The organism is Myxococcus faecalis, assembly GCF_050039385.1.
In the GTDB taxonomy this organism is placed as follows: Bacteria; Myxococcota; Myxococcia; order Myxococcales; family Myxococcaceae; genus Myxococcus; species Myxococcus fulvus.
This window is the reverse complement of the sequence record NZ_CP144336.1, coordinates 4414215-4437355: the sequence shown is the minus strand read 5'-3', so window position 1 is coordinate 4437355 and position 23141 is coordinate 4414215. Positions and strand designations below refer to the sequence as shown.

21 protein-coding genes are annotated in these 23141 nt (G+C 72.3%); 8 read left to right on the top strand and 13 right to left on the bottom strand.

What is annotated here, in order from left to right; genetic code table 11:
• Nucleotides 1-40 precede the first annotated feature (40 nt).
• Nucleotides 41-2116 (top strand): prolyl oligopeptidase family serine peptidase, encoded by a 2076-nt coding sequence (locus VZQ01_RS17715; RefSeq protein WP_426748440.1) that lies wholly within the window; start codon nucleotides 41-43, stop codon nucleotides 2114-2116.
• A gap of 16 nt (nucleotides 2117-2132) precedes the next feature.
• Here the strand turns inward: VZQ01_RS17715 and VZQ01_RS17710 are convergent, their stop codons facing one another.
• The 4 genes from VZQ01_RS17710 to VZQ01_RS17695 form a co-directional block, all read right to left on the bottom strand.
• Nucleotides 2133-2453: a DMT family transporter gene (locus VZQ01_RS17710; RefSeq protein WP_426748439.1), complete on the bottom strand. Its 321-nt coding sequence runs from the start codon at nucleotides 2451-2453 to the stop codon at nucleotides 2133-2135.
• Between the two features lie 117 nt (nucleotides 2454-2570).
• Nucleotides 2571-3161, bottom strand: coding sequence for a GNAT family N-acetyltransferase (locus VZQ01_RS17705; RefSeq protein ID WP_223751458.1), 591 nt, complete (start codon nucleotides 3159-3161; stop codon nucleotides 2571-2573).
• Between the two features lie 107 nt (nucleotides 3162-3268).
• The gene (locus VZQ01_RS17700; RefSeq protein ID WP_223782192.1) at nucleotides 3269-4555 is read right to left on the bottom strand and encodes an OmpA family protein; all 1287 of its coding nucleotides are present in this window, start codon (nucleotides 4553-4555) and stop codon (nucleotides 3269-3271) included.
• Between the two features lie 24 nt (nucleotides 4556-4579).
• The gene (locus VZQ01_RS17695) at nucleotides 4580-4939 is read right to left on the bottom strand and encodes a DUF4398 domain-containing protein (RefSeq protein ID WP_046710524.1); all 360 of its coding nucleotides are present in this window, start codon (nucleotides 4937-4939) and stop codon (nucleotides 4580-4582) included.
• Between the two features lie 222 nt (nucleotides 4940-5161).
• On the opposite strand from VZQ01_RS17695, the gene VZQ01_RS17690 reads away from it, so the two are divergent.
• Nucleotides 5162-6046, top strand: coding sequence for a 5'-3' exonuclease (locus tag VZQ01_RS17690; RefSeq protein ID WP_223751456.1), 885 nt, complete (start codon nucleotides 5162-5164; stop codon nucleotides 6044-6046).
• Here the strand turns inward: VZQ01_RS17690 and VZQ01_RS17685 are convergent.
• Nucleotides 6043-7692, bottom strand: coding sequence for a hybrid sensor histidine kinase/response regulator (locus VZQ01_RS17685; protein ID WP_426748438.1), 1650 nt, complete (start codon nucleotides 7690-7692; stop codon nucleotides 6043-6045). The genes VZQ01_RS17690 and VZQ01_RS17685 overlap by 4 nt on opposite strands.
• Before the next feature lie 177 nt (nucleotides 7693-7869).
• Between VZQ01_RS17685 and VZQ01_RS17680 the strand changes: the two genes are divergently transcribed.
• The 3 genes from VZQ01_RS17680 (at nucleotide 7870) to VZQ01_RS17670 (ending at nucleotide 9972) form a co-directional block, all read left to right on the top strand.
• Complete coding sequence (locus tag VZQ01_RS17680; RefSeq protein ID WP_046710527.1) at nucleotides 7870-8325, top strand: globin domain-containing protein; 456 nt, start codon at nucleotides 7870-7872, stop codon at nucleotides 8323-8325.
• A gap of 55 nt (nucleotides 8326-8380) precedes the next feature.
• Nucleotides 8381-8980, top strand: coding sequence for a TetR/AcrR family transcriptional regulator (locus VZQ01_RS17675; protein ID WP_046710528.1), 600 nt, complete (start codon nucleotides 8381-8383; stop codon nucleotides 8978-8980).
• Between the two features lie 89 nt (nucleotides 8981-9069).
• A complete protein-coding gene (locus tag VZQ01_RS17670; RefSeq protein WP_223751453.1) occupies nucleotides 9070-9972 on the top strand; it encodes an alpha/beta fold hydrolase in 903 nt (300 codons plus the stop codon).
• 644 nt (nucleotides 9973-10616) lie between these two features.
• Here the strand turns inward: VZQ01_RS17670 and VZQ01_RS17665 are convergent.
• Complete coding sequence (locus VZQ01_RS17665; RefSeq protein WP_426748437.1) at nucleotides 10617-11123, bottom strand: hypothetical protein; 507 nt, start codon at nucleotides 11121-11123, stop codon at nucleotides 10617-10619.
• 96 nt (nucleotides 11124-11219) lie between these two features.
• Nucleotides 11220-11852: a hypothetical protein gene (locus VZQ01_RS17660; RefSeq protein ID WP_426748436.1), complete on the bottom strand. Its 633-nt coding sequence runs from the start codon at nucleotides 11850-11852 to the stop codon at nucleotides 11220-11222.
• A 266-nt stretch (nucleotides 11853-12118) separates the two neighbouring features.
• Between VZQ01_RS17660 and VZQ01_RS17655 the strand changes: the two genes are divergently transcribed.
• Nucleotides 12119-12766 (top strand): hypothetical protein, encoded by a 648-nt coding sequence (locus VZQ01_RS17655; RefSeq protein ID WP_426748435.1) that lies wholly within the window; start codon nucleotides 12119-12121, stop codon nucleotides 12764-12766.
• Nucleotides 12767-12776: 10 nt separating this feature from the next.
• On the opposite strand, the gene VZQ01_RS17650 is transcribed toward VZQ01_RS17655, so the two are convergent.
• The 6 genes from VZQ01_RS17650 to VZQ01_RS17625 form a co-directional block, all read right to left on the bottom strand.
• Nucleotides 12777-13706 (bottom strand): fatty acid desaturase, encoded by a 930-nt coding sequence (locus VZQ01_RS17650; RefSeq protein WP_426748434.1) that lies wholly within the window; start codon nucleotides 13704-13706, stop codon nucleotides 12777-12779.
• 140 nt (nucleotides 13707-13846) lie between these two features.
• A complete protein-coding gene (locus VZQ01_RS17645; RefSeq protein ID WP_426748433.1) occupies nucleotides 13847-15586 on the bottom strand; it encodes a caspase family protein in 1740 nt (579 codons plus the stop codon).
• Nucleotides 15587-15905: 319 nt separating this feature from the next.
• Entirely contained in the window at nucleotides 15906-16727 is an 822-nt protein-coding gene (locus VZQ01_RS17640) for a hypothetical protein (RefSeq protein ID WP_426748432.1), read from the bottom strand.
• A gap of 16 nt (nucleotides 16728-16743) precedes the next feature.
• Nucleotides 16744-17430 carry an RNA polymerase sigma factor gene (locus VZQ01_RS17635; RefSeq protein WP_223782200.1) on the bottom strand — a complete coding sequence of 229 codons (687 nt, stop codon included), beginning with the start codon at nucleotides 17428-17430 and terminating at the stop codon, nucleotides 16744-16746.
• 12 nt (nucleotides 17431-17442) lie between these two features.
• Nucleotides 17443-18663: an RCC1 domain-containing protein gene (locus tag VZQ01_RS17630; protein ID WP_426748431.1), complete on the bottom strand. Its 1221-nt coding sequence runs from the start codon at nucleotides 18661-18663 to the stop codon at nucleotides 17443-17445.
• A gap of 108 nt (nucleotides 18664-18771) precedes the next feature.
• Nucleotides 18772-20238 carry a DUF4397 domain-containing protein gene (locus tag VZQ01_RS17625; protein ID WP_426748429.1) on the bottom strand — a complete coding sequence of 489 codons (1467 nt, stop codon included), beginning with the start codon at nucleotides 20236-20238 and terminating at the stop codon, nucleotides 18772-18774.
• A 135-nt stretch (nucleotides 20239-20373) separates the two neighbouring features.
• Here VZQ01_RS17625 and VZQ01_RS17620 point away from each other — a divergent pair, with 135 nt between their 5' ends.
• Together VZQ01_RS17620 and VZQ01_RS17615 are read left to right on the top strand one after the other, a co-directional pair.
• Entirely contained in the window at nucleotides 20374-22395 is a 2022-nt protein-coding gene (locus VZQ01_RS17620) for a S9 family peptidase (protein WP_426748428.1), read from the top strand.
• 105 nt (nucleotides 22396-22500) lie between these two features.
• Complete coding sequence (locus VZQ01_RS17615; RefSeq protein WP_426748427.1) at nucleotides 22501-23049, top strand: hypothetical protein; 549 nt, start codon at nucleotides 22501-22503, stop codon at nucleotides 23047-23049.
• The last annotated feature ends 92 nt before the right edge of the window (nucleotides 23050-23141 follow it).

Below are 23141 nucleotides of genomic sequence, written 5' to 3'. Positions count from 1 at the left end.
TGACCCGTGGGGGGACGTGTTGATTCGGATGGTGGCGAGAATGCTGGCCCTGGTCGCCGTGCTGGGATTCGCGGCGCCCGTCGTCGCGCAGGAGTCGGCGCCCGCGCCGTCCGCGTTCGACCTGGCGGTGAGCGTCCCGCGAGGGGGCGCGGCGAAGTCGAGCAAGCCGTCGGTGGAGAGCCTGCTGGGTGTGATGGGACGCACCACGCGCTTCAAGCAGGTGGCGGTGTCTCCGGACGGCGAGTGGCTGGCGTGGGTGGAGGTGGCGGCGACGGGCGGCACGCTCATCCAGGCGATGGAGCTGGGCGCACGCGAGCCGAAGGCGCTGCTGGTGAGCGCCTGTCCCGAGGGCAAGACGTGCGACGAGTCCTCCATCCAGTGGAGCCCGGAGGGGCGCCGGCTGCTGTTCCTGTCGGACGGGCACCAGCGTGGCAGGACACAGGTGTACGTGGCGGATTTGCAGGAGGGCGTCGCGACGAAGCTGACGTCCTTCGAGAGCCCCATCGCCTCGCCCCGTTGGTCGCCGGACGGCGCGTCGGTGGGGGTGCTGGTGATGCAGGGCGAGGGCGCGGCGCAGGCCCTGGGGCCCCGCGGTCCCGGCGCGCGCGAGACGGGCGTGGTGCGCGAGTCGCATCCGGTGCAGCGGGTGGCGGTGGTGTCGGTGGCGGAGGGCTCGCACCGCTTCGTCACGCCGGAGCAGACCTTCGTCTACGAGTTCGCGTGGAGCCCGGACGCGGCGCGGCTGGCGTACACCGGCGCGCCGCCGCCGGGGGACGCGAGCTGGTGGCTGGCGAAGCTGCACGTGGTGGAGACGGCGAGCGCGCGCTCGCGCGTGCTATACGCGCCGAAGTGGCAGCTCACCGAGCCGACCTGGAGCCCCGACGGCAAGCAGGTGGCCGTCATCGAGGGGCTGATGAGCGACCACGGCTCCAACGGCGGGGACGTGATGCTGGTGCCGCTGGACGGCGGCAAGGCGCGCAACCTCACGGCGGGGATGAAGGCGACGGCGATGTCGCTCGAGTGGGTGTCGTCGCGCTCGCTGGTGTTCGGCGCGCAGGTGCGGGGCGAGTCGGCGGTGGCCACGGTGGACCCGACGCAGCAGGGTGAGCCGCGCGTGCTGTGGAAGGGGGCCGAGCGCATCAGCGCGCGCGGTCAGGTGGGGCTGTCGCTGTCGCGCGACGGCAAGGTGAGCGCGGTGGTGCGCGAGTCGTTCTCCAGGGCGCAGAACCTCTGGGTGGGGCCGGTGGGGGAGTGGGAGCGCGTCACGCGGCGCGAGGAGGATTTGCGCGCGCTGGTGGGCGAGGCGAGGGATTTGACGTGGAAGAGCGACGGGGCGGAGGTGCAGGGCTGGCTGGTGGCGCCGCCTCCGTCGATGATGCCGCCCCCCGGTGTGCGGGCGCCCATGGTGACGATGGTGCACGGCGGGCCCGCGGCGGGCGTCGTGCCGGGCTTCCGTCCGGACGTGCTGATGTTCACCGCGCGCGGCTACTACGTGTTCCTGCCCAACTACCGGGGCAGCTTCGGCCAGGGGGCGCAGTTCGCGCAGGCCAACCGGCGCGACTTCGGCTTTGGAGACTTGCGCGACATCCTGTCCGGCGTGGACGCGGTGCTGGCGCGCGCGCCGGTGGACCCCGCGCGGCTGGGCGTGACGGGGTGGAGCTACGGCGGCTTCATGGCGATGTGGGCGGTGACGCAGACGCAGCGCTTCCGCGCGGCGGTGGCGGGCGCGGGCATCTCCAACTGGCAGAGCTACTACGGCACCAACCGCATCGACGCGTGGATGAAGCCGTACTTCGGCGCGTCCCTGTACGACGAGCCGGAAATCTACACGCGCAGCTCCCCCATCAACTCCGTGAAGCTGGCGCGCACGCCCACGCTGGTGCTGCACGGCGAGCGGGACCTGGAGGTGCCCGTGACGCAAGGGCACGAGTTCCACCGCGCGCTGAAGGAGCTGGGCGTGAAGACGCAGCTCGTGGTCTACGCGGACGAGGGCCACACCCTGCGCAAACCCGAGCACGTGGTGGACCGGATGCGGCGCACGGTGGAGTGGATGGACGCGCACCTGCCCTCCGGCTCGGCCGGCGGCGCGGCCAGGACGTCGCTCCTGCCCCGCTGAGACGGTGCCCGTGGCCTCAGTGGGCGCCGCGCAGGTTGAGCAGCACGACGTCGCCGATGATGAGCAGGATGCCGGCCACCTTGGTGACGTTGATGGCCTCGCCGAGGAAGGTGACGCCGATGACGACGATGGCCGCGGTACCCAGCCCGGACCACATCGCGTACGCGACGCCGATGGGCACCTGCTTCACCGCCTGCGAGAGCAGCGCGAAGGCCACGCCGTAGCCGGTGAGGCACGCCACGGTGGGCCACGGCCGGGTGAAGCCCTCGGTGGACTTCATCAGGCTCGTCGCGGCCACCTCGAAGGCGATGGCCCCGAGCAGGAAGAGATACGCCATGTGCCGACCTCCAGTCCTCGTTGTCCGTAGACGCTCCGGGACCGCGTGGCCAGTGCGTCTTCGCTCCGGCTGGGACGGTGAGTCGGTGGACGCGGACGAATGTCTCGCGAGGGGGGCCTAGCGGGCGCCGGGCCTGTCCTCGGGGGCGACGAGGGAGGTGAGCACGTGGTCCCTCCAGCGGCCGTTGATCTCCAGGAAGTCGCGGGCGTAGCCCTCCACCACGAAGCCCAGCCGGCGCAGCACCGCCGCGCTGCGCAGGTTCTCCGGCAGGTGGTTGGCCTGGATGCGGTGCAGGCCCATGCCGTGGAACGCGTGGGCGCAGACGGCGCGCAGGGCCTCCGTCATCAAGCCCTTGCCCTCGTGGCGATGGTCCAGCCCGTAGCCCAGGTCCGTGGCCTGCAAGGGCCCTCGGCGGATGTGCGCGAGCGAGATGTTGCCGATGACGGGCGCGGAGGAGGGCGGCGCGTCGCGAGGCAGCACGACGAGGCGCAGGGAGCGGTCGAAGCGCGCGTCCTCCAGGTCCTGCGCCAGCCGCGTGCGCCAGTACGTCAGCGTGTAGAAGTTGCCGGGCCGCGAGGGGGACACCAGGCCCAGGTGTTCGCGGTTGGCCTCGTGGTATGCGACGACGCGCGCGGCCCCGTCCGGAGGGAGCTGGGTGATGCGCAGGCGCTCGGTGGTGAGCAGGACGATGGGCTTGTCGGAGTCCATGGCGTGTCGGCGGCCGCGGAAGCTAACGCGCCACGCGCTGTCCCGCACGCCCCCGGAAAAGAAAGCTCCCGCCCGGAGCGTCTTCTCCGAGCGGGAGCGGTGAGGCGTTACTGCCGCACGTCCTGACTCGCACCGTCGCCCGAGCCATGGAACTGGTGGTGGTCGTCGGACGTGTCCTGCTGGCCGCCACTCTCCGAGGTGTCGCCCGAGCCGCCCGTGCCGGGCTGCTGGACGTCCCCCAAGTCCTCGTCATGCACCGCGCCCGACTCCGGCGCCTGCTGCTGCTCGTCGCCGCTCGAGGAGCCGCCGGTGCCAGGCTGCTGTTGTTCGCCGCCGCTCGAGGAGCCGCCCGTGCCGGGCTGCTCCTGGCCGCTGCCGCCGACGGCGCGCGAGCCTCCGCGCTCCAGGATGATCTCCACGCGGCGGTTGTTCGCGCGGCCCTCGGCGGTGGAGTTGGAGGCCACCGGCCGGTACTCCCCCATGCCGCGCGCCTCGATGCGGTTGGCGGGCACGCCCTGGTTGATGAGGAACTCCTTCACCCGCTCGGCGCGCTGATAGGACAGCCGCTCGTTGAGGGCGTCGGAGCCCTGCGAGTCCGTGTGTCCCTCGATGAGCAGCGGCCGGTCCCCTTCCTTCAGCACCTGGGCCACGTCCGCCAGCCGGTCACGCGCCACCGGCAGCAGGTCCGAGGCACCGGACGCGAAGAGCACGCTGCCCGACAACGTCAGCACCGTGCCTCGCGCCTCCTCGCGGACCTTCAGGTCCTTGTTGGCCCGGTCCAGCTTGGAGATGGCCTCGGCCGCCTGTCGCTCGGCCTCCACGCGCGCCTGACGCTCGGCCTCCAATTGCTGCGCGGCCTGCTGGTCCGCCTGGCTCTGCGTCTGCTGCTGGCCCTGGAGCAGCTGCGCCTGTCGCTGCAGCTCCTCGTTCTGGGCGCGCAGCTGCTGCGCCTCCTGCTCCACCTGCTGACGCCGCGCGGCCTCCTCGGACAGCCGCAGCTCGCCCTCCTGCTGACGGGCCTGCGCCAGGCGCTGCTGCTCCTGGAGCGCCTGGGCCTGGTTCAGCGCGACCTCCGCCTGGGCCTGCTGGCGCGCGGCGATGTCCGCCATGCCCCAGGCGCCCGCCGTCTCCGCCTTGCGCAGGGCCACGTAGGAGAGCACCCGCGTGCGCTGGGACTTCTCGTCGCGCTGGTACTCGCGCTCGGCGGCGCGCAGGGCGTCGCGGGCCTCGGCCACGTCGCGGGGACGCTCACGCCCCTGCGGACTCGCCGCGAGCTGTTGATAGGCGGCGCGGGCCTCCACCAGCTCCTTCGGCGCGGCCGCGCTCGCGCTCCCCGCCACGAGGAGCGCCGAGGCTCCGACGAGGGCCTTCCAACCATGTTTGCTGCCTGCCATGACGGTCTCCTCCCGGACTGGGGCTCACTGCAGGCCGCGCCGCAGCGCTTCGGCCTGCTGGGTGGTTCTCTTCGCCTGCTGCTCCATGGGCAGCGCGCGTGCGAGCGCCAGCGCGAGGTCCGCGTCCGCGTCCGCCTGCATGAAGCTCAGCTCCGCGCCTTCCGCGTCATCGTCCATCAGCAGCTGCTCGCCATGGTTGACTTGCTGGCGGGCGAACTCCAGATGGCGCGCGGCTTCCGGGATGCGCGCTGCGCCGGCTCCTTCCGCGGCGCGCATGGAGGCCACCGCCTCCGTCCGTCGGGTGTTCGAGGTGGGTTTCACGCTCTGACTGGCGCACCCCAACAGGGTGGCGCACAGCATCGCGGCAAGCAGCTTCGGGCGCACGGTCTACCTCCAGCCGTCGGTCCACGGAGCGCGGGTGTCGCGCCCCAGGTCCAGAAGTGTGCTCGGGCCGACAGCGCGGCAATCCACGAGGGCACAGGCCGCATGGGGAGGGACCGGGCATCCCCGGGGTGGGGCGGGCAGGGGTTGCGCTCGCCAAGCCGCGTGACGGTGCCGCAGCGCGCGCTGGCCGCCCGTCGTCGCAAGCGATAGGACGTGGGGCCTATGCGTCTGCACCTGGTGGATGGCACGTACGAGCTGTACCGCGCCCACTTCTCGCCCCGGCCGGGCCACGCCGCGCCGGATGGCCAGGACGTGAAGGCGACGGTGGGGTTGATGTCGTCGCTGCTCATGCTGCTGCACGACGCGGACGAGGCGGTGACGCACGTGGCGGTGGCGTTCGACAACCCCATCCGCTCGTTCCGCAACAGGCTGTTCGCCGACTACAAGGGGGACGAGGGCGTGCCGCCGGAGCTGCGCGCGCAGTTCGACCTGGCCGAGGAGGCGGTGGCGTCGCTGGGCGTGCGCGTGTGGTCCATGAAGGAGCACGAGGCGGACGACGCGCTGGCCACGGCGGCGGCGCGCTTCGGCGGCGAGGTGGAGCAGGTGCGCATCTGCACGCCGGACAAGGACCTGGGCCAGTGCGTGCGCGGCCAGCGCGTGGTGCAGGTGGACCGGCGACAGGAGAAGGTGCTGGACGAGGACGCGGTGCGCGCGAAGCTGGGCGTGCCGCCCACGAGCGTGCCGGACCTCCTGGCGCTGATGGGCGATGTCGCCGACGGAATCCCCGGGCTGGACGGCTTCGGGGAGAAGGGCGCGTCCGCGCTCGTGTCCGCGTATGGCCGGCTGGAGGCGATTCCGGACGACGCCTCCACCTGGTCCGTGCGGCCGCGCGGCGCGGACAAGCTGGCCGCCACGCTGCGCGCCCACCGTGAGGACGCGCTGTTGTACCGCAAGCTCGCCACGCTGGTGGAGGACGCGCCGCTGCCCGGGACGAAGACGCTCGCGGACGTGGCCTGGGCGGGCGTGCCTCGCCAGCGGTTCGAGGCGCTCTGCGACAGGCTGGGCGTCACCACGCTCAAGCGCCGACCGAAGCGCTGGGTGGACTAGCCCGCGGCCTTGTCGCCCCGGTCGTCCTGGGGCACGAGGGCGACGGGCGCCTGTCGCGGCAGGCGCACGGTGAAGGTGGTGCCGTCGTCCTGCGTGGAGCGCACGTCCACCGTCCCGCCGTGCGCCACGACGATGCTGCGCACGATGTAGAGCCCCAGGCCGATGCTGCGCATGCCCCGGTCCTCGGGCCGCTCCAGGCCGCGCTCGAGCGGCTCGAAGATGCGCGACTTGAGCTCCAGGGGGATGGGCAGGCCCTGGTTGTGGACCTCCAGCACCACGCCGCCCGAGTCCTCGCCCTGCGCGACGACGCGCACCACCGTGTCCGGCGCGCTGTACTGCATGGCGTTGCCCACCAGGTTGCCGAGCACCTGCGCCACGCGGTCCGGGTCCCACTGGCCCACGCCGTTGCCCGTGTACTCGGAGAGGATGCGCCGGTCCGGCCACGCCACCTGCAACTCGTCCAGCGCCGCGTGCACCACCTCGTGCAGGTCCATCAGCCGCGGGTACACCGGCAGGCCCCGGCCCTGGCGCGCGCGCGTGAAGTCGAGCAGGTCGCGAATCATCCGCGTGGCCCGGTCCGCCGCGCGCTGGATGCGCTGCACGTTGCGCTGCTGCCGCTCGTCCGCGTCCGGCGTCTGCGCCAGCAGCGACGCCGCCAGCGTGATGGCCCCCAGGGGGTTGCGCAAGTCGTGGCTGACGATGCCGATGAGCTGCCGCTCGAAGTCCGCCTGGGCGTGCACCTCCGCGAGCAGGCGCAGGCGCTCCGACTCCGTCTGCTGCATCTCGGTGACGTCCTGCATGGCGCCGACGACCTGCACCGCGATGCCCTCGGTGTCGCGGACGATGTGGCAGCGGTCCACCACGTGCGCCCAGGTGCCGTCGCCGCGCTGGAAGCGGTAGTTCTCCTGCCACTCGTGGCTCTGGCTGGACACCGCCAGGCGCAGGCCTCGCACCACGCGCTCGCGGTCCTCGGGGTGCAGCCGCTCCTCCCACCAGGCACGCGTGTCCCGGATGAGGGAGGAGGCGTAGCCGAACTGCTCGTGCAGGCCGCTCGTCCAATCCACCGCGCCCGTGCGCGGGTCCCATTCCCAGACGGCGTCCCGCGTGGCCCGGGCGGCCAGCCGGAAGCGCAGCTCGCTGCGCCACGCGCGCTCCTCGGCCGCCTGCATCTCCGTCAGCGTGCCCTCCGCGAGCAGCCGCCGCGCGCGCTCGTCCTCCAATTGCTGGCGCCGCTTGCGCTCGTGGCTGGCCAGGGCCGTGACGCGCGCCTGGAGCTCCAGCGGGCGGAAGGGCTTGAAGACATAGTCATTGGCGCCCGCGGCCATCGCCTCCACCACGTCGGCCGCGCGGGTGTTGACGGTGAGCAGCAACACCGGCAGCAGCGCGGTGGTGGAGCCCTGGCGCACGAAGCGGCACACCTCCAGGCCCGTCATCCCTGGCAGGTACCAGTCCAGCACGAGCACGTCCGGCGTGCGGCCCTGACCCAGCGCCTCCAGCAGCGCGGCGCCATCCGTGAAGGTCACCACCTGGCAGATGGGCGTGAGCGCGCGGAGGATGGCCTCCGTCTCTCCGGCGCTGTCGTCGAGCACCCACACCAGGGGCGCGGCCTGCATCGGGTCCGGCAGGCGGGGGTCGGTGGGGGGCACGGGTGGAGCGAGGCTCTAGCAATCGATTCTCGCCTCGGTCAATTCTTCGATGGGCAACGCACGGCGGGACTGCCAACCTGTCGCCCGCTCGACACCTCTGATGGCGGCGGTGCGAGCGCTCGTGACGAGCAGTACGAGAGGGAAGCCGCCGGGCCCCGCGTGCCGTTGAAGGAAGTCATGTCTGTTGATTTGAAGCCCTTGGAGCTCAACGCTCCTGCCTCGGATGACTGGGTTCCCTCGCTGGAGGACACGCCGTACCAGCGCCTGGGCGGCGCGGAGGCGGCGATGGCGCTGGCGGGCGCGTTCTATGACGCGATGGATGCCCACGAGCCCGCCCTGGCGAAGCTGCACGAACTGGATGCCGAAGGCCGGGTGAACCCTGGCACGCGTGAGCGCTTCGGCCTGTTCCTCATGGGTTGGCTGGGAGGACCCCAGCATTACGCGGAGCGCCATGGGCATCCGCGGCTGCGCATGCGCCATGGCCATGTGCCGGTGGATTTGTCCATGCGGGATGCCTGGCTTCGGGCCATGCAGCGCGCCATGGATGCCCGGGGCGTGACGGGCGGCCTGCGCCGCTTCCTGGACGAGCGCTTCGCCCAGGTGGCCGACTTCCTGCGCAACACCGAGGGCTGAGCCTCCGCATCGCCGTCGACTTGCGGAAAAAAGCACGGGCGTTTAGAAAGGCGCCATGCGCAAGGGCGAGCTCACCCATCAGGCGATTCTCGAGCGGGCCATCCAGCTCGCCAGCCGGGTGGGCCTGCAGGGGCTGAGCATCGGCGGGCTGGCGGAGGAGCTGCAGCTCTCCAAGAGCGGCCTGTTCGCGCACTTCCGTTCCAAGACGTCGCTCCAGGTGGAGATTCTCGAGGCGGCCACGGCGCTGTTCACCGAGCGGGTCATCCGTCCGGCGCTGATGCAGCCGCGCGGCGAGCCCCGGGTGCGGGCGCTCTTCGAGAACTGGCTGACGTGGGAGCGGGAGCTGGTGCCGGAGGGCGGGTGCATCTTCGTGGCGGCGGCGACGGAGCTGGATGACGCCCCGGGCCCCGCGCGCGACAGGCTGGTGCAGACGCAGCGCGACTGGATGGACTGCCTGGCCCAGGCCGCGCGCATCGCCGTGGCCGAGGGGCACTTCCACAAGGACGTGGACGTGGAGCAGTTCGCCCACGACGAGAACGCCCTGCTGTTGGGCTTCCACCACGCCGCCCGGCTCCTGAAGGAGCCCCGCGCGGAGACCTGGGCCCGCCGCGGCTTCGAGGCCCTGCTGCGCGCCGCCCGTCCCACGGGCTCCTGACTTCTTCAAAGGCTCTGTGTCCCTCCGAGGAGGACCTCGTCATGGCGGAAAATAGCACGAACGTTCGCGTTAAACTGGCGAAGTGGGGAATGCGTGCGGCGGCGTTGGGGGCGGGGACGGTGGCGCCCGGCCTGACGGCGGCGTGGGCGGACGAGCGGTTCCGCACGCCGTGGCGGCCGCACCGCTCCCGGACGGCGGAGGCGGTGCTGGCGCGGGGGCAGCCGAGGATGCTGACGCTCGGTGGCGAGGAGGTGGCGGTGTGGAGCTGGGGCGAGGGGCCGCGGGTGCTGCTGGTGCATGGGTGGAGCGGGTACGGCGGGCAGCTCACGGCGTTCGTGGATCCGTTGGTGGCGGCGGGGTTCTCGGTGGTGACGTACGACGCGCCGGGGCATGGGCGCTCGTCGGGGCGGACCAGCTCGCTGCCGGAGATGGCGGAGGTGGTGGCGGACGTGGCGAGGGCGACGGGGGGGCCGTACGCGGTGGTGGCGCACTCGCTGGGGGCGGCGGCCACGGCGGTGGCGATGCGGGATGGGCTGAAGGTGGGGCGCGCGGTGTTCGTGTCGCCGCCAGCGGACCCGCGTGGGGGCATCCAGGCCTTCGCGCGCGCCTTCGGGCTGACGGACGGGGTGTGGATGCGGATGGAGGAGCGCATCGAGCGGCGCTTCCACGTGCGGCTCAAGGACCTGGCGCTGCCGAACTTCGTGCCGCTGCTGGGGCAGGTGCCGCTGCACGTGTTCCACGACGTGGGGGACCGGGAGGTGCCGCTCGTCGCGGGGGAGGCGGTGGCGCGGGCGTGGCCGGGCGCGAGGCTGACGCGCACGCAGGGACTGGGGCACCACCGCATCCTGTATGCGCCGGAGGTGGTGGCGCCGGCGGTGGAGTTCCTCACGCAGGGCAAGCCGGAGACGCTGTCGCCGGAGGTGCCCATGCTGGCGGCTTCGGCGGCCACGGGGGCACGCGTGCCATTGCGGCTGGTGCGCTCGGCGCCGTGAGGTGATGTCTGGCTTTCGGGCCGAGCGGGGATTCAACGCCAGCCGATTGCCTTTCAGATGAAGACCTTCGTCGTCGCGGTTCGCCTCAGGGCGGGGAAATGGCGGGAGGTCGTCTGCGTGGAGGGAGCGATGCTCTCCCTCGCATGCGGGTGAAGGTGTATCCGGGGCCGGTGTCCGCGCTGCGTGGCGTGGACCTGGAGATTCCGCTCGGGATGTTCGGCCTGCTGGAGCCCACGTCGGGTGAGGTGACGCTGGAGGGCGTGGACATCGTCCGCCAAGGTGTGCGCGGAGCTGCTCGAGCGGTTGGACCTCGCGTTCGCGGCGAAGCGCGAGGTGAAGGAGTGTTCAGGAGGCATGCGGCAGCGGCTGGGCATCGCCCAGGCGCTCGCGGTGCGGCTGAGCGGACGACGCGCGGCGGACTCGGTGAGCCTGCTGGAGAAGCTGCGCCCCAGGGGGCTCGTGCGCGAGGCGTGGCGGCTGGCGCCGTGGGCGTTGGTGCCCGTGGTGGCGGCGGCGGTGCGGGTGGGCGAGGGCTGGCAGGGGACGCGGCGGAGGAGCGCGCCAAGGACTCCTGGCAGCGCAACCTGGCCACGTGGCTCCACGCGCGCCCCGGAAGCTCGTCGGGGCGCGCGGTGGCACAAGGGCTACTCGCCGGTGCGGTTGCCGGTCAGCTCCATGGTGAACTGGCCGGTGACGGGGATGGGGGCGCAGTTGCGCGAGGAGAAGTCGCCCTTCATGGAGAGGTGGAGCGTGCCCGCCTCGTCCCGGTTGCCGGTGCCCGAGCGCACCGTCAACGTCCCGTCGCAGTTCTGCTCGTCCAGGTGGACCTGGCACTCGGTCTGCTGGACGGAGAACGCGCGCTCCCCGGTCATGGTGCCCGGGAAGCCGTCTCCGCACTCGAAGGCATCCGAGCGCAGGTTCAGGGCCGACTTGTTGGAGCCCGCGCTCGCGGCGATGCGAATCGTGTCCGAGAAGTCATTGGTCTGCGACTGGCCGAAGATGACCAGGGTCATCGTCCCCGTGCTGGCGTAGGCGCCCGTCACGTTGGGGCGATGGTCCACCGTCCCGCCGTCGTCGCCGCCGTCGTCACCTCCGCCACACGCTCCGAGCCCCAGCAACAGCGCCGCCGTCACCACGCGCATCCGCATCATCGACATCCTCCGCTCCCGACTGGAATCCTGGGGCCGGAGTATTCTTACGACGTCTCGGTCACGCAATTCACGGCGACGGCGCGTCGTCCGTCCGTGTCACGGCGTGTGTCCGGTTTCCGTCGACAGCAGCTCCAACGTGTCGGAGATGCTCGTTCCGAGCGACAGCTTCTCGAACGTCGTGTCCGGGGCGGACAGCCCGGAGGACGTGCCCGCCAGTCTCATGACGAACATCCGGCGGCTGGAGACCGGCCCGCACGTCATCGAGACTTCGCCGCGCAGTTCGAGCTGGAAGGCGCCGCCCGCGTCACGGCTGCCGCTCCCGTTGTTGACCTTCATGCTCGCGGTGCAGCCCGACTCCACGTCCACCGGGCACGTGCCCCCGCTGACGTCGAACGTGCGCTCCCCGTTCATCGCCGCGCGGATGCCGCCGCCGCAGCTCATGCTGGCGATGTTGATGCTCAGCAGGTTGAGACCACTCGTGTTCTCCGAGACGGTGATGGAGTCCCGGAGGTTGGCGATGTTGTGCCCGCTCCCGTCCGGAGCGTTGCTCTGCAGCGTGCCCGTGACGGCGTAGGTGCCCGTCACGTTGGAGCGCTGATATGTGACGGGAGGATTGGACCCGCCCGGCGGCGGCCTGTTCCCCGGCTCCTCCTGGGGCTCGCGGTCCTCACCCCCACACGCGCCAAGCGCCAACAACCCCACCACCCACAGCACACGCGAACGCGACATCGAAGGGCTCCATTCCCATACGAGAGGGTCAACGCGGGGAAGAACCCTGGCCGCGGGTTTCCTGCGCAATGCCTTGCGTCGAATCCCGGAATCGCTGTCAGCATGTCCGGCCCTGGAACGCGGAGTGCTGACAGGTTGTCCTCGGCGTCGGTCCTCGTCGAGCGCGGCTCCCTCTCGAAATGGGTTGTGCACGCGCGTTGCAGTGGGCGCGTGATGCCCAGGGAGGACCCTCCCGGGGGGTTGCATGCACAGGGGGAGTTCCGCACATGAGCGTCATGTCGTCGCTGTGTCTGGTGTTGCTGTCGTCCGCCGTCGCCCAGGCCAATCCCACGAGCACCGGGTCGACCGAGGCCGTGCCTCGCAAGACGGTGCTGGGGCTCGCCGTCAATCCCACGGACTGGGGACAGCTGGTGTTGGAGGGGGAGCGGGTGGTGGCCCCGCGCGTCAGCGTGGGGTTGGGGCTGCTCGTCGGATTCCATGTCTCGAATGGCAGCAGGGACCTGGAGCGGACGGAGCAGCGACTGGAGACGAGGGACTCCCTCTTCCAGCTGGGCGTCGTGCCGCGCGCCCGGTTCTTCCTGTCCGGGACGGCGCCCGAGGGGCTCTGGGTGTCACCGCAGCTGGAGGTCATCCACCAGTGGCGCGAGTACGAGCAGTTCGTCGTCGAGGACGAGGGCAATGAGAGCAGCATCCGCTCCCTGCAGCTCGGGGGCGCGGCCCTGGTGGGCTACACCGCCATCCTGGGACAGGGGCTCGCGGTGCAGGCGGGGGTCGGCGTGGGTGCACGTCATTCCTCGGACCGGTATGAGAGCCGTCAGCCGGTGCTGCCAAGCGGCGAGGTGAGCAGCACCACGAAGGGGCGGAGCTGGACCTTCGATGAGCGACTGCAAGTGTCCCTGGGCTGGGCCTTCTGACACGGTGGCGCTACAGCGCGACGCCGTGCGCGCCTCGGTGGCAGGGGCCTTGGCCGCGTGGAGGCGTGGGGCGCTCCTTCACGCCGGGGCGCGGCGGGAGGTTGGCGGGCGTCTTGACGTCGTGCACCAGCCCCAGCGCGGCGAGCCCTCGCACCATCCACCATCCCGGGTCCGGCTGGCGCCAGCCGAGGCCCATCCGCGCCGAGCGTGGCCACGCGTGGTGGTTGTTGTGCCACGACTCCCCCATGCTGACGAAGGCGAGCCAGCCCGCGTTGCGGCCCTGCTCCGCGCAGCCGGGCAGCTCGTAGGGTTGCTCGCCCTCGACGTGGCTCACGTAGTGGACGAACCAGAAGCCGTCCTGCGTGAGCGCCAGTCGCACGAACACGCCCCACGCCACCCACGCGGGGCCGCCGAGCGCGTACAGCCCGAGCGCCAGCGGCACCTGGAGCCACAGGCCCCAGCGCTCCAGCGCGAGGAAGAAGGCGTCGTCCGCCACCGCGGGCTCCACCGGGGCCGCGGCGGTGGGCCTCTTGGGGTGCCACGTGCGGAAGAGGGCGTGGCTCATCGCGCTCAGGAAGCCGTCGCGGTAGCCGAAGTACTCGGGGCAGTCCGCCTCCGGCTGGTTCTGATGGAAGTCGCGCAGGTGGTGCATGCGGCTCATCGCGATGACGCCGCCCAGGCCCGCCAGGGTGCCCAGCAGTCCGAGCGCGCGCTCCACCGCGAGCGGCGCGCGGAAGGCCCGGTGGATGAGGCCGCGGTGGATGCCCACCGAGACGCCCAGGCACATCGTCAGGCCCGTGAGTGCGGCCCACACCGCCACGGCGCTCCACTCCAGGTACCGCGCGCCGCCGAGCAGGGCCGCCACGTGGAGGACGCTCCACCGGACGAGCTTCCCCGTGTCCCACCGCGCCTCGCCCCACCGTGTGTCGCTCGTGTCCATGGCCCGTCCCTTTCGGGAGGGGGCCATCGCAAGCGCCCTGCCAGCGCGGGGCGGGCCTGATTCCAGGAGCTTGGGCGGGCGAGCGGGCAGGACTGTCAACGCCGTTCACAGCGGCCGTGCACCGGGTGGACGGCGGTGGCTCAGCGCTCCAGGCCCAGCTCGACGCCGGGCATCCACCGTCCCCGCCGTTGTCCGTCCACGCGGACCGAGTCCCAGTCCAGCCCGAGGGTGCCCCTCAGCGCGAAGTCACCCGTCTTCCAGCGGAGGCCCGCGGCGGCGCGCGCGGAGAGCCCCAGGGCGTCCCCTTCGCGGCGACCCGGTCGGTCCACCACGGTCATCAGCCAGCCCGCGCCCACCTCCGCGAAGGGGGCCAGGGTGCCGCGTCCTCCCAGGCCCGCCATCGCGAGCACGGACATGCGCTGGAGCGTGGCGTCGTCCGCCCAGGCGTCGGGTGCCAGCGCGTAGGTGGCGCGCGCGCCGAAGCGCGATAGGCCAGGGCCGGGGGTGCGCCAGGACAGGGCGAGGCCGCGGGCGACACCGCGCCCTCCCAGGGGCGGCGCGCCCAGGGTGAGTCCGACTTCGAGGCCCAGTGAGCGTGGGACGCCGGAGGGTTCGCCTGGGGCGAGGGGGCTGGAGAAGTCGACGGCGGGCACTCCGGTGGAGGCGACGTAGCCCTCGTAGAAGTCGCGGCCGAAGGGCAGGGCGAAGAGGCCCTGGAGCAGGCTCTCCTCGGCGGCGCCGCGAGAGGCGACCTCGGGTGGAGAGGCGGGCGGGAGCTCTCCGGAGCCGAGGTCCGAGCGACGCACGCGTGCCTCGCCGCCGGGCGTTCGCAGCCAGTACGCCGAGCGCTCTGGCAACGCGAGCGTCAGGGGCTCTCCCGCCGCCTGGTGCGCGTCCACGAGTCGCACGCCGGAGGTGTCCTCCACGGAGATGCGCGCGCCTCGGGGGGCGGGGGGGAGGTCGAGGCGAGGGCCTTCCGGGGCGGGGCCGACGAGGGCGCGTGAGGGGCTGAGGGCGGGAGGGAAGGTGCGCACCGCGAGCCGGGCCTGGGGGGACTTCACGCCGCGGATGGCGGCGGCGACGAAGGCGTCGAGCTCGCTGTACTCGACGCGGCCATCGCCGTTGACGTCCGCGCCGCCGAGCAGCGCCGAGCGCGCCGCGTGACTGAAGACACCCGCGCGGATGCGCGACCATTCGTGGGTCTCGCCCTCGGTGCTCTCCGCGAAGATGGCGCCCACGCGCGGGTGGCCGGCGAGCTGCTCCTGTTCCAGCGCGCGTCGCAGCCTGCGCAGCACGAGCGGGTCTCCGCCGCGACTGCCGACGACGCCCGCCGCGTGGCACGCGTCGACGAGCAGGTGCACGTAGTCCGCGTCGAGCTTCTCCACCACGCGCGAGTAGAGGCCCTCCTGGTCCAGCTGTCCGTCGGCGAGCGTGAGGTAGGCGCGGCCCGACTCGCCGGTGCGGCCATGGCCCACGTAGATGAAGAGGAAGTCCACGGCGCGCCCGGCGGCGCGGTCCTCGGCGTTGCGACGCGCGAGCTGGTCCACGGTCTCATCGAGCACCGTGAGCGTGGGGAGGCGGGCGTCGGCCAGCCGCTCGCGCTCGGCCTGGGCGGTCTCGGCGTCGGGGACGGTGAGCAGGACCACGTCCACGCCGAGCCGGCGCAGCGTCTCGGCCCAGCGCACGCCGTCGTCATCCGCGTAGCGCAGCGGCGGCATGCCCGGGGTGTCGCTGCCGTTGTATGCGACGACCAGGGCGCGTCGCACGGGAGACGGCTCCGGCGAGGCCGGATTCTCGGCCTGCGCGGCGCTCATCGTCGCCGTGCACAGGAGCAGCAGCGCCCATGACCGCCCGAGGAGTGCGTAGCGCTCTCGACTCATCGCAGCCCCCGGGACCTGGAGAGGGAGCGAATCACCATGCTGCATGGAGTGCGCGTCACGCAGCTCGACGTGCCGATTCGTTCCGTGTCGATGCGCTCTTGGATGGATGGGGCTTCGAGTTGCCACACCTCGATGCGGCCTGAGGTGCGCGTCACGCGCTGCGATGTGACGGTGCACTCATGGAGGGGGCGCGATGCTTCGCGCCATCTCCCGCGCCGAGACTCCCGCATGCGCCGCGATGCCCCGAGCCGCCTCGTGCCCGGCGACTCCCTCCCGGGCCCTTCGTGCGCGCCTCCACGCTCCCCTTCCATCCAGTGCGTCATGGCTTGCCGCCCCCCACTCGAACCCTGTGCCGCACCTGGACCACTTCGCCTTGCACCGTCTCTCCGCGCGCGGCCGAGAGCGCGACGCTCGCGCTCGACGCGAAGACCGCGGTGAGCTCCACCTCGCCCGACGCGGGCAGCCGTGGCGTGATGTCCAGCGCGGTCTCCGCGCCCGGAGCCGCCTTCACCTCGAACGGCCCCTCCACGCGCGAGCCCTGCTCCGTGCGCACCACCACCGCGACATGCGTGTACGGCGCCCGCACGCCCGCCGCGAACGCGAGGGATGCTCCCGAAGGACACGTGCCCTGTCCGCGCACTTCACGCAGCTCCGCGTCCGACGGCACGCAGAACAGCCGCAGCACCGCGGTGCCGGGGCCCTCGCCGCGCGCCGCCCACTCTCCCGTGTCTTCAGGCACGCCCGTCCACAGCACCCCGGCGGACACCATCAGCGCCAGCACCCACGCCGTGCCCACGTGCCCGAGCGTCGGCATGTTCCACGCCCCGCGCACCCACTCGAGCACGCGCGCCCACGGGCCCTTCGTCACGTCCACGGACGCCGAGACCTCACGCCGCTCCAGCGCCCCCAGCACCGCCTGCAGGCCGTGGGTGGACAGCCGCTCCAACTCTCCCGGGGTCGGCTCGGTGACGGTGTCCCGCGCGAACACGCGGCGCAGGTTCATCACCTGTGCATAGCGGGCGCCACAGCGCTCGCAGGCTCGCGCATGACTCAGCACCCGGCTCCACTGTCGCGGAGGCAGGGTGCCGTCGTTGGCGAGGTGGACGAGCTGTCGGTCCACGTGGGGAGTGAACAAGGCCATGGGCAACTCACTCTCGTCAGGGCACGAAGAGGGGGAAGAGCAGGGCCACCATCGCGGCCGTGGCCGCGGCGGAAGGCAGCCCATCGGGCGACTCCGCCATCAGCCAGCCCTCCTCCACGAGAAACGCCGTCATCGCGCGCCGCAGCTTCATCTCGCGCGTCCTCAGCTCCTGTCGGGACCACCCCAACAGCAGCCCCGCGCGCTCCTGGGACAACCCCTGCACGAAGCGCAGGTCCGCCAACCTCCGCGTCCCCTCGTCCAGCCCCGCGAGGAAGCGCCTCACCAGCTCCCGCAGCTCCCCCTCGAGCGCCCGGTCCTCGGGAGAGGGCGACGTGCTCGCCAGCCGCTCCGCCATCGGCGTGTCATCCAGCGCCACCGCCTCGCGCGCGATGCGGCCCGCCGAGCGCAGCACGTCCACCGCCGCCTGCTTCGCCACCGCGTTGAGCCACGTCGAATACGGACGCACGCCGTCGTACGCCAGCCGCGCCTGCTCACGGAAGGCGCGCACGAAGGTCTCCTGGTGCGCGGCCTCCAAATCCAACGGACCCACGCGTCCCAGGCCCCCAGGCCCGTGGGACACGTACGTGCGCGACAGGAACCGCGCCACGTGCGCGGAGTAGGCCCGATAGACGCGCGCGAGCGCCTCCGGTTCTCCTCGGCGGAAGGCCTGCAGCAACCGCGGGTCGTCCCTCAACAGCGACATGCCGTCCTCCCCTCAAGGGGCCTCGAGCCCCTGGACCTCGACGGGCCCGGCGCGCTCCGTCTGTGTCCCGTCACCCAGCTGTCCGGCGGCGTTGGCGCCCCAGCACTGCACGCGCCCATCCCTCAGCACCGTGCACGTGCTCGTCACACCCGTGCCCAGGTCCACCACCTCGTTCGCCAGGCCCGACACGTCCACCGGCGCCGCGCGATGCACCCGCGTCCCGTCGCCGAGCTGCCCGGCCTCGTTCAGGCCCCAGCAGCGCACCCGTCCCTCGGCGCTCAGCGCGCAGGTGAAGTCCGTGCCCGCGCGCACCTGACGCATGTCCGTCGTGAGCCCCACCGGCCGCACCGGCACCGTGCTGTCGAGCGCGGTGTCATCCCCCAGCGCCCCGGAGGCATTGAAGCCCCAGCACTCCACCGCGCCGTCGCCCACGCGCGCGCAGGTGTGTCCCTTGCCCGCCGTCAGCGCCCTCACGGGCAGGGCCAGGCTCCGCGCCCGGACGGGAGGCGACTTCAGCCCCACGCCCGAAAGCCCATCCCCCAGCGCGCCGTAGGCGTTGTCACCCCAGCACCACGCCTCGCCCGCCGTGGTGGCCGCGCAGGTGTGGTACGCGCCCGCCGCCAGCACCGTGAGGTTCGCGGGCAGGCCCCGCACCTCGACGGGCGCGTAGCTCCGCTCGCTCACCTCCGTCGAGCCCAGCTGAAGTCGTGAGTTGTCGCCCCAGCACGTCACCTGTCCCCCCGCGTGCAGCGCGCACGTGTGCGCCTCGCCCGAGGAGACCGTCAGCACGTTGGAGCCCACGCCGCCGACATCCAGGGGCTCCAGCGAGGACGACAGCGAGGCCTGGCCCAGCTGCCCCGACGTGTTGTCCCCCCAGCAGCGCACGGTGCCGCCCTCCAGCACCGCGCAGGTGTGGTCCGCGCCCGCGGAGACGCCGAGCACTCCGGTGGACAGGCCCTTCACCGCCACGGCCGAGGCCCGCAGCGCGCGCGTGCCGTCGCCCACCAGGCCCGTGCCGCCCCAGCACCGCACGCCGCCGCTCTCCAACAGCGCGCACGCGTGCTGCCGTCCCACCGTCACCTTTCGCGCCACGCCCCTCGGCTCGGAGTCCGGTTCCGGACACGCCTCGGGGTCCTCCGCGCACGTGTCCGTCGGAGCGCTCCGGATGGGGTCCAGGCACGCGCCCGTCAGCGCGGTGAGGAGCAGCAGGATGGGCGCGACGCGGCGCTGCATGGAGCCTTCCTCCCGTCGGAACGAACGACTGGCGCCGCGGGCACGAGGCTTGCGCGGCGCCAGTTGGCTGGCCTGGATGTCTTCGCAGACGGACGGCGGGAAAATGCGTTACGGCTGGGGATGCACGTTGAGCGCGCTCCAGGGCGTGGTGCTCGTGTCCACCAGCACCAACCGGAAGCTGGCCTCACCCGACGTGGACGGCGACAGCGCGCCCGCGGCCACCGCGAAGACGCCCCGGCCCAGGAACGCGCTGGTGTCCAGCTGGAACCGAGCCACCGGCGAGCGGTTGGCGGAGCTGGCCGCCGCCACGCCCACCAGCAGCTGGGCGCCGGGCAGCTCCAAGCCCTCCACCGAAGTGGCCAGCCGGTAGGGGATGTCATCGAAGGCGGCGCTCGCCGGGACGACGCCGTTCTCCACCGGCGACACGTCCACCACGGGCGCGTCCGGGGAGGCGTGCACCACGCGCAGGCGCAGGCTGTCGGTGTCGCGCGTGAAGCCCTCCGTGAAGGCGAGCAGCTCGAAGGTGGAATCCGCCGGGTCGTCCGCCGCGGGGCTCAGGAAGCCGGAGGCGAGGACCAGGTAGCGCTCACCGGCGACCAGCGCGGGCGTGGGCCGGCTGGCGGCGGGGGCGCCCGAGGGGCGCGTGCTCCCGGAGGCGCTGGCGAAGAAGTCCAGGGTGTAGCTGCCCGGCGGCACCTGGATGGGCGCGGACAGCTCGCCGAAGCTCAGGTCATCCACCAGCTCCGCGTTGCCGACGAACACGTCCACGGGGGGCGCGTCCGGCGAGGCGTGCAGCGCGTAGACGACGGGGTTCTGGCGCACCAGCCCTACGCCCGCGGCGAGCAGCCCGAAGCCCGCGGGGGCGTGCGCCTTCTCGGACAGCCTGCCCGTGGCGATGACGAACACCTCGCCGCGCGAGGGCAGGGCGGGCACGGTGAAGGACGTCACCTTCTGGTTGTCCGTCGTGCGCACGCCCACCTGGAGCGACTGTCCGGAGGGCAACTCCACGCCCGCGGCGCCCGTGTCCTGGAAGCGCGCCAGGCTGGTGATTTCGGAGCTGCCGTCATCCCCCACGTCCAGCGCGACGGTGGGCGCGTCCGCGCCCGCGTGGACGATGCGCACCCGAGCCCGGCCCTCCGCGGGCGCGCCGAAGCCCTCGGTGAGGGGCAGCACGCGGAAGCCGCTCGCGCTGTCGGTGGCGGTGAGCAGACCCGCGGCCACCGCGCTCACGCTCTGGTCCTTCGTCAGCGTCAGGGGACCGGTGGAGTAGACGGGCGCGGACGTGGCCGCCGAGCCCGCCGCGCGCACCTGCACGTTGTACGTCCCCGTCGGCACCGTGGCGTAGGACGTGGTGTCGCCGTAACGCACGTTGGTGAACAGTGGCGTGGAGTTGCCCTCCGCGTAGATATCCACGGCGGGCGCGTCCGGCGACGCGTGCACGACGCGCAGCTTCGCCTGGGTGGACGGCGTCGGGTCGGGCGGCGTCTCGTCGTCGTCTCCGCAGCCGACGAGCGCGGACAGCGTGGCGGCCAGCGCCAGGGTGATGCCACGGCGATTCCAGGCGTTCCTCTTCATGTGCGCCTCCATTGAAGCGGCCTTCGGGCTCGGGGGAGCCAGGGCCTGTTCGTTGTTGGAGGGCCCTTACGAAATGAGGCGGTGGACCTGGTTGATGGGACGTGTCCGCGCGAGCGCTGCTACCGTGCCCGCCCCATGAACCCAGGCCTGATTCCCCTCGTCGTGTCCTTGCTCTGGACCCAGGCGCCCGCGCCCGCCGCGACCCCCGCCGCCGCCCAGGGCGCCGCCGCGAAACCGTCGCAGGTGCCCGGAATCGCGCCGCTGCCCGGTCAGCCAAACGTGTGGGTGAGCAACGTGCCCCCGGTGCCGGACGCGCTGCGTCGCCGGATGGAGCAGTACCTGGAGTCCCGCACCGCGGCGCTCTCGGACGCCAGTGATGACGGCAAGCAGCTGCTCATCACCACGCGCTTCGCGGACACCAACCAGCTCCACGTGGTGGAGATGCCCATGGGCGCGCGCACGCAAATCACCTTCGCGAAGGAGCCCATCAACCGGGCTGTCTTCCAGCCGGGCGACGCGAACGTCGTCTACTACCTGCAGGACAAGGGCGGCGGTGAGTTCTTCCAGGTGTTCAAGCTGGACCGGCGCACGGGCCGCTCGGAGCTCCTGACGGATGGCAAGAGCCGCCACGAGGCGCTGCGCGTCTCCGCGGATGGCCGCTGGCTGGCGTACGCGGGCACGGGCCGCAACGGCAAGGACACAGACGTGTACGTGGCCCCCACGTCGGAGCCCACGAAGGCGCGCCGCCTCACGGAGCTGGAGGGCACGTACTCACCGCAGGAGTTCTCCGCGGATGGCTCGAAGCTGCTGGTGCAGCGCTTCCGGGCCGCGGATGACTCGGACCTGTTCCTGGTGGACGTGGCGTCCGGGGAGCGCCGTCAGCTCACGCCCTCCGAGGGCAAGGGCAGCGTCGACGGCGCCACCTTCACGAAGGACGGCCAGGGTGTGTACCTGGTGACGGACCGCTACAGCGACTTCTCCGAGCTGTACCTGCTCGACACGCGCACCGCGCCCACGGCCCAGCCGCCCGCGTCGCTGACGAAGGCGGTGCGGTGGAGCGTGACGGACCTGGCGCTGTCCCCGGACGGGCGCAAGCTGGCGGTGGCCTTCAACGAGGACGGCTACACCACGGTGTCGCTGCTCGACACGCGCACGCGCGCCCTGTCCGCGCTGACGGTCCTGCCCAAGGGCGTGGGCGGCGGGCTGAAGTTCCCGCGCAAGCGCTCGGACGTGCTGGCGCTCTCGCTGGGCAGCGCGCGCAGCCCCATGGACGTGTGGACGGTGGACTTGAAGTCGCGCAAGCCGACGCGCTGGACGCGCTCGGAGGTGGGCGGTCTGGACACGGAAGCGTTCGTGGAGCCCACGCTCGTGCGCTACCCGTCCACCGACGGCGTGCAGGTGCCCGCGCTCCTCTACGTGCCCAGGAACACGGGCGGCAAGAAGGTGCCCGTCGTCGTCAGCTTCCACGGCGGACCGGAGGGACAGAGCCGGCCGATGTTCAGCAACTTCACCCAGTTCATCGCCAGCGAGCTGGGCATGGCGGTGCTGGTGCCCAACGTGCGCGGCTCGGACGGGTACGGCAAGGCGTACCGCGCGATGGATGACGGCGTGAAGCGCGAGCAGAGCCTGAAGGACATCGGCGCGACGCTGGACTTCATCGCCTCTCGGCCGGAGCTGGACGCCACGCGCGTGGGTGTCTCGGGCGGTTCGTACGGCGGCTACATGACGCTGGCGTCGGTGGCCTTCTATCCCGACCGCTTCAAGGCCGCGGTGGACGTGGTGGGCATCTCCTCGCTGCCCAGCTTCCTGGAGAACACGCAGGCGTACCGCAGGGACCTGCGGCGCGCGGAGTACGGCGACGAGCGCATCCCCGAGGTGCGCCGCGTGCAGGAGCGCATCTCCCCGCTGGGCTCGGTGGACAAGATTCGCGCGGCGCTCTTCGTGCAGCAGGGGGCCAATGACCCGCGCGTGCCGCAGTCGGAGGCGGAGCAGATCGTCCAGGCCGTGCGTCAGCGCGCGCCGGACGTCTGGTACATGCTGGCCACCGACGAGGGCCACGGCTTCCAGAAGAAGCCCACCCGCGACTACGCGCAGATGACGACGATGATGTTCTTCGAGAAGCACCTGGGCGCGCCCCAGGTGCCCGCGCAGAAGTAGGCGCCCCGGACACAGCGTGCGCCCCCGGGACATCCCGGTATGTCCCGGGCGGCCGCGCGTTCCCTGAAGGTTGTTCCACGGCGTTTCCTGACGAGGAGCTTCCCGATGATGCGTTCTCCGAGCCCGCTCCGGCGGGGTGTTCTGGCGCTGGCGGTGGTCCTGGGCGCGGGGGTGGCGGTGTCCGCGCCCAAGCAGGACGCCATCAACCTCCGGTTCGGTCTGCGGCAGGTCAACCTCACCATGCGGGCCGAGGACGTGACGGGTCAGCACTTCCAGATGAGCCGGAAGGACAAGGGCCTGCGGGGGAGGACCGCCGTGGGGCTGGTGGACGTGAAGTTCGAGGACGGCGCGGTGAAGGGCTCACTGGGCCCCGCGCTGGTGAACCTGAAGGTGAAGCGCGACGGCGACACGGTGGAGGCCGAGGGCGGCTTCGGCGGCCGGCCCGCCACCGTGAAGTTCACCAAGGACTCGTTGGAAATCTACATCCGGGACTGCACGCACCGGCTGAGCGCGCGCGAGGCGGGGCGCTCCTACTCGGGTCAGAGCAACTGCAGCGTGGGCGACTCCGGAGGGGAGGCGAAGCTCTGGCTGCCGGACGCGTTCCTCGAGGCCAGCCCCGAGGAGCAGGTGACGCTGCTGCTGCTGGCGGTTTGACGGTGTCCGCCCCCGGGCATCACGGACCGCCCCAGGGGTGGGGCGAGCGGGCGGCCGCCCCCGGAGAGTGTCAGGCCCCGGATGCAAATCCG

What these genes read in the sequence shown, in the direction of transcription:
- VZQ01_RS17715 (WP_426748440.1), top strand. Translation starts at nt 41, where the DNA reads ATGCTGGCCCTGGTCGCCGTGCTGGGATTCGCGGCGCCCGTCGTCGCG.
- VZQ01_RS17710 (WP_426748439.1), bottom strand. Translation starts at nt 2,453, where the DNA reads ATGGCGTATCTCTTCCTGCTCGGGGCCATCGCCTTCGAGGTGGCCGCG.
- VZQ01_RS17705 (WP_223751458.1), bottom strand. Translation starts at nt 3,161, where the DNA reads ATGGACTCCGACAAGCCCATCGTCCTGCTCACCACCGAGCGCCTGCGC.
- VZQ01_RS17700 (WP_223782192.1), bottom strand. Translation starts at nt 4,555, where the DNA reads ATGGCAGGCAGCAAACATGGTTGGAAGGCCCTCGTCGGAGCCTCGGCG.
- VZQ01_RS17690 (WP_223751456.1), top strand. Translation starts at nt 5,162, where the DNA reads ATGCGTCTGCACCTGGTGGATGGCACGTACGAGCTGTACCGCGCCCAC.
- VZQ01_RS17680 (WP_046710527.1), top strand. Translation starts at nt 7,870, where the DNA reads ATGTCTGTTGATTTGAAGCCCTTGGAGCTCAACGCTCCTGCCTCGGAT.
- VZQ01_RS17675 (WP_046710528.1), top strand. Translation starts at nt 8,381, where the DNA reads ATGCGCAAGGGCGAGCTCACCCATCAGGCGATTCTCGAGCGGGCCATC.
- VZQ01_RS17670 (WP_223751453.1), top strand. Translation starts at nt 9,070, where the DNA reads ATGCGTGCGGCGGCGTTGGGGGCGGGGACGGTGGCGCCCGGCCTGACG.
- VZQ01_RS17665 (WP_426748437.1), bottom strand. Translation starts at nt 11,123, where the DNA reads ATGATGCGGATGCGCGTGGTGACGGCGGCGCTGTTGCTGGGGCTCGGA.
- VZQ01_RS17660 (WP_426748436.1), bottom strand. Translation starts at nt 11,852, where the DNA reads ATGTCGCGTTCGCGTGTGCTGTGGGTGGTGGGGTTGTTGGCGCTTGGC.
- VZQ01_RS17655 (WP_426748435.1), top strand. Translation starts at nt 12,119, where the DNA reads ATGAGCGTCATGTCGTCGCTGTGTCTGGTGTTGCTGTCGTCCGCCGTC.
- VZQ01_RS17650 (WP_426748434.1), bottom strand. Translation starts at nt 13,706, where the DNA reads ATGGACACGAGCGACACACGGTGGGGCGAGGCGCGGTGGGACACGGGG.
- VZQ01_RS17645 (WP_426748433.1), bottom strand. Translation starts at nt 15,586, where the DNA reads ATGAGTCGAGAGCGCTACGCACTCCTCGGGCGGTCATGGGCGCTGCTG.
- VZQ01_RS17640 (WP_426748432.1), bottom strand. Translation starts at nt 16,727, where the DNA reads ATGGCCTTGTTCACTCCCCACGTGGACCGACAGCTCGTCCACCTCGCC.
- VZQ01_RS17635 (WP_223782200.1), bottom strand. Translation starts at nt 17,430, where the DNA reads ATGTCGCTGTTGAGGGACGACCCGCGGTTGCTGCAGGCCTTCCGCCGA.
- VZQ01_RS17630 (WP_426748431.1), bottom strand. Translation starts at nt 18,663, where the DNA reads ATGCAGCGCCGCGTCGCGCCCATCCTGCTGCTCCTCACCGCGCTGACG.
- VZQ01_RS17625 (WP_426748429.1), bottom strand. Translation starts at nt 20,238, where the DNA reads ATGAAGAGGAACGCCTGGAATCGCCGTGGCATCACCCTGGCGCTGGCC.
- VZQ01_RS17620 (WP_426748428.1), top strand. Translation starts at nt 20,374, where the DNA reads ATGAACCCAGGCCTGATTCCCCTCGTCGTGTCCTTGCTCTGGACCCAG.
- VZQ01_RS17615 (WP_426748427.1), top strand. Translation starts at nt 22,501, where the DNA reads ATGATGCGTTCTCCGAGCCCGCTCCGGCGGGGTGTTCTGGCGCTGGCG.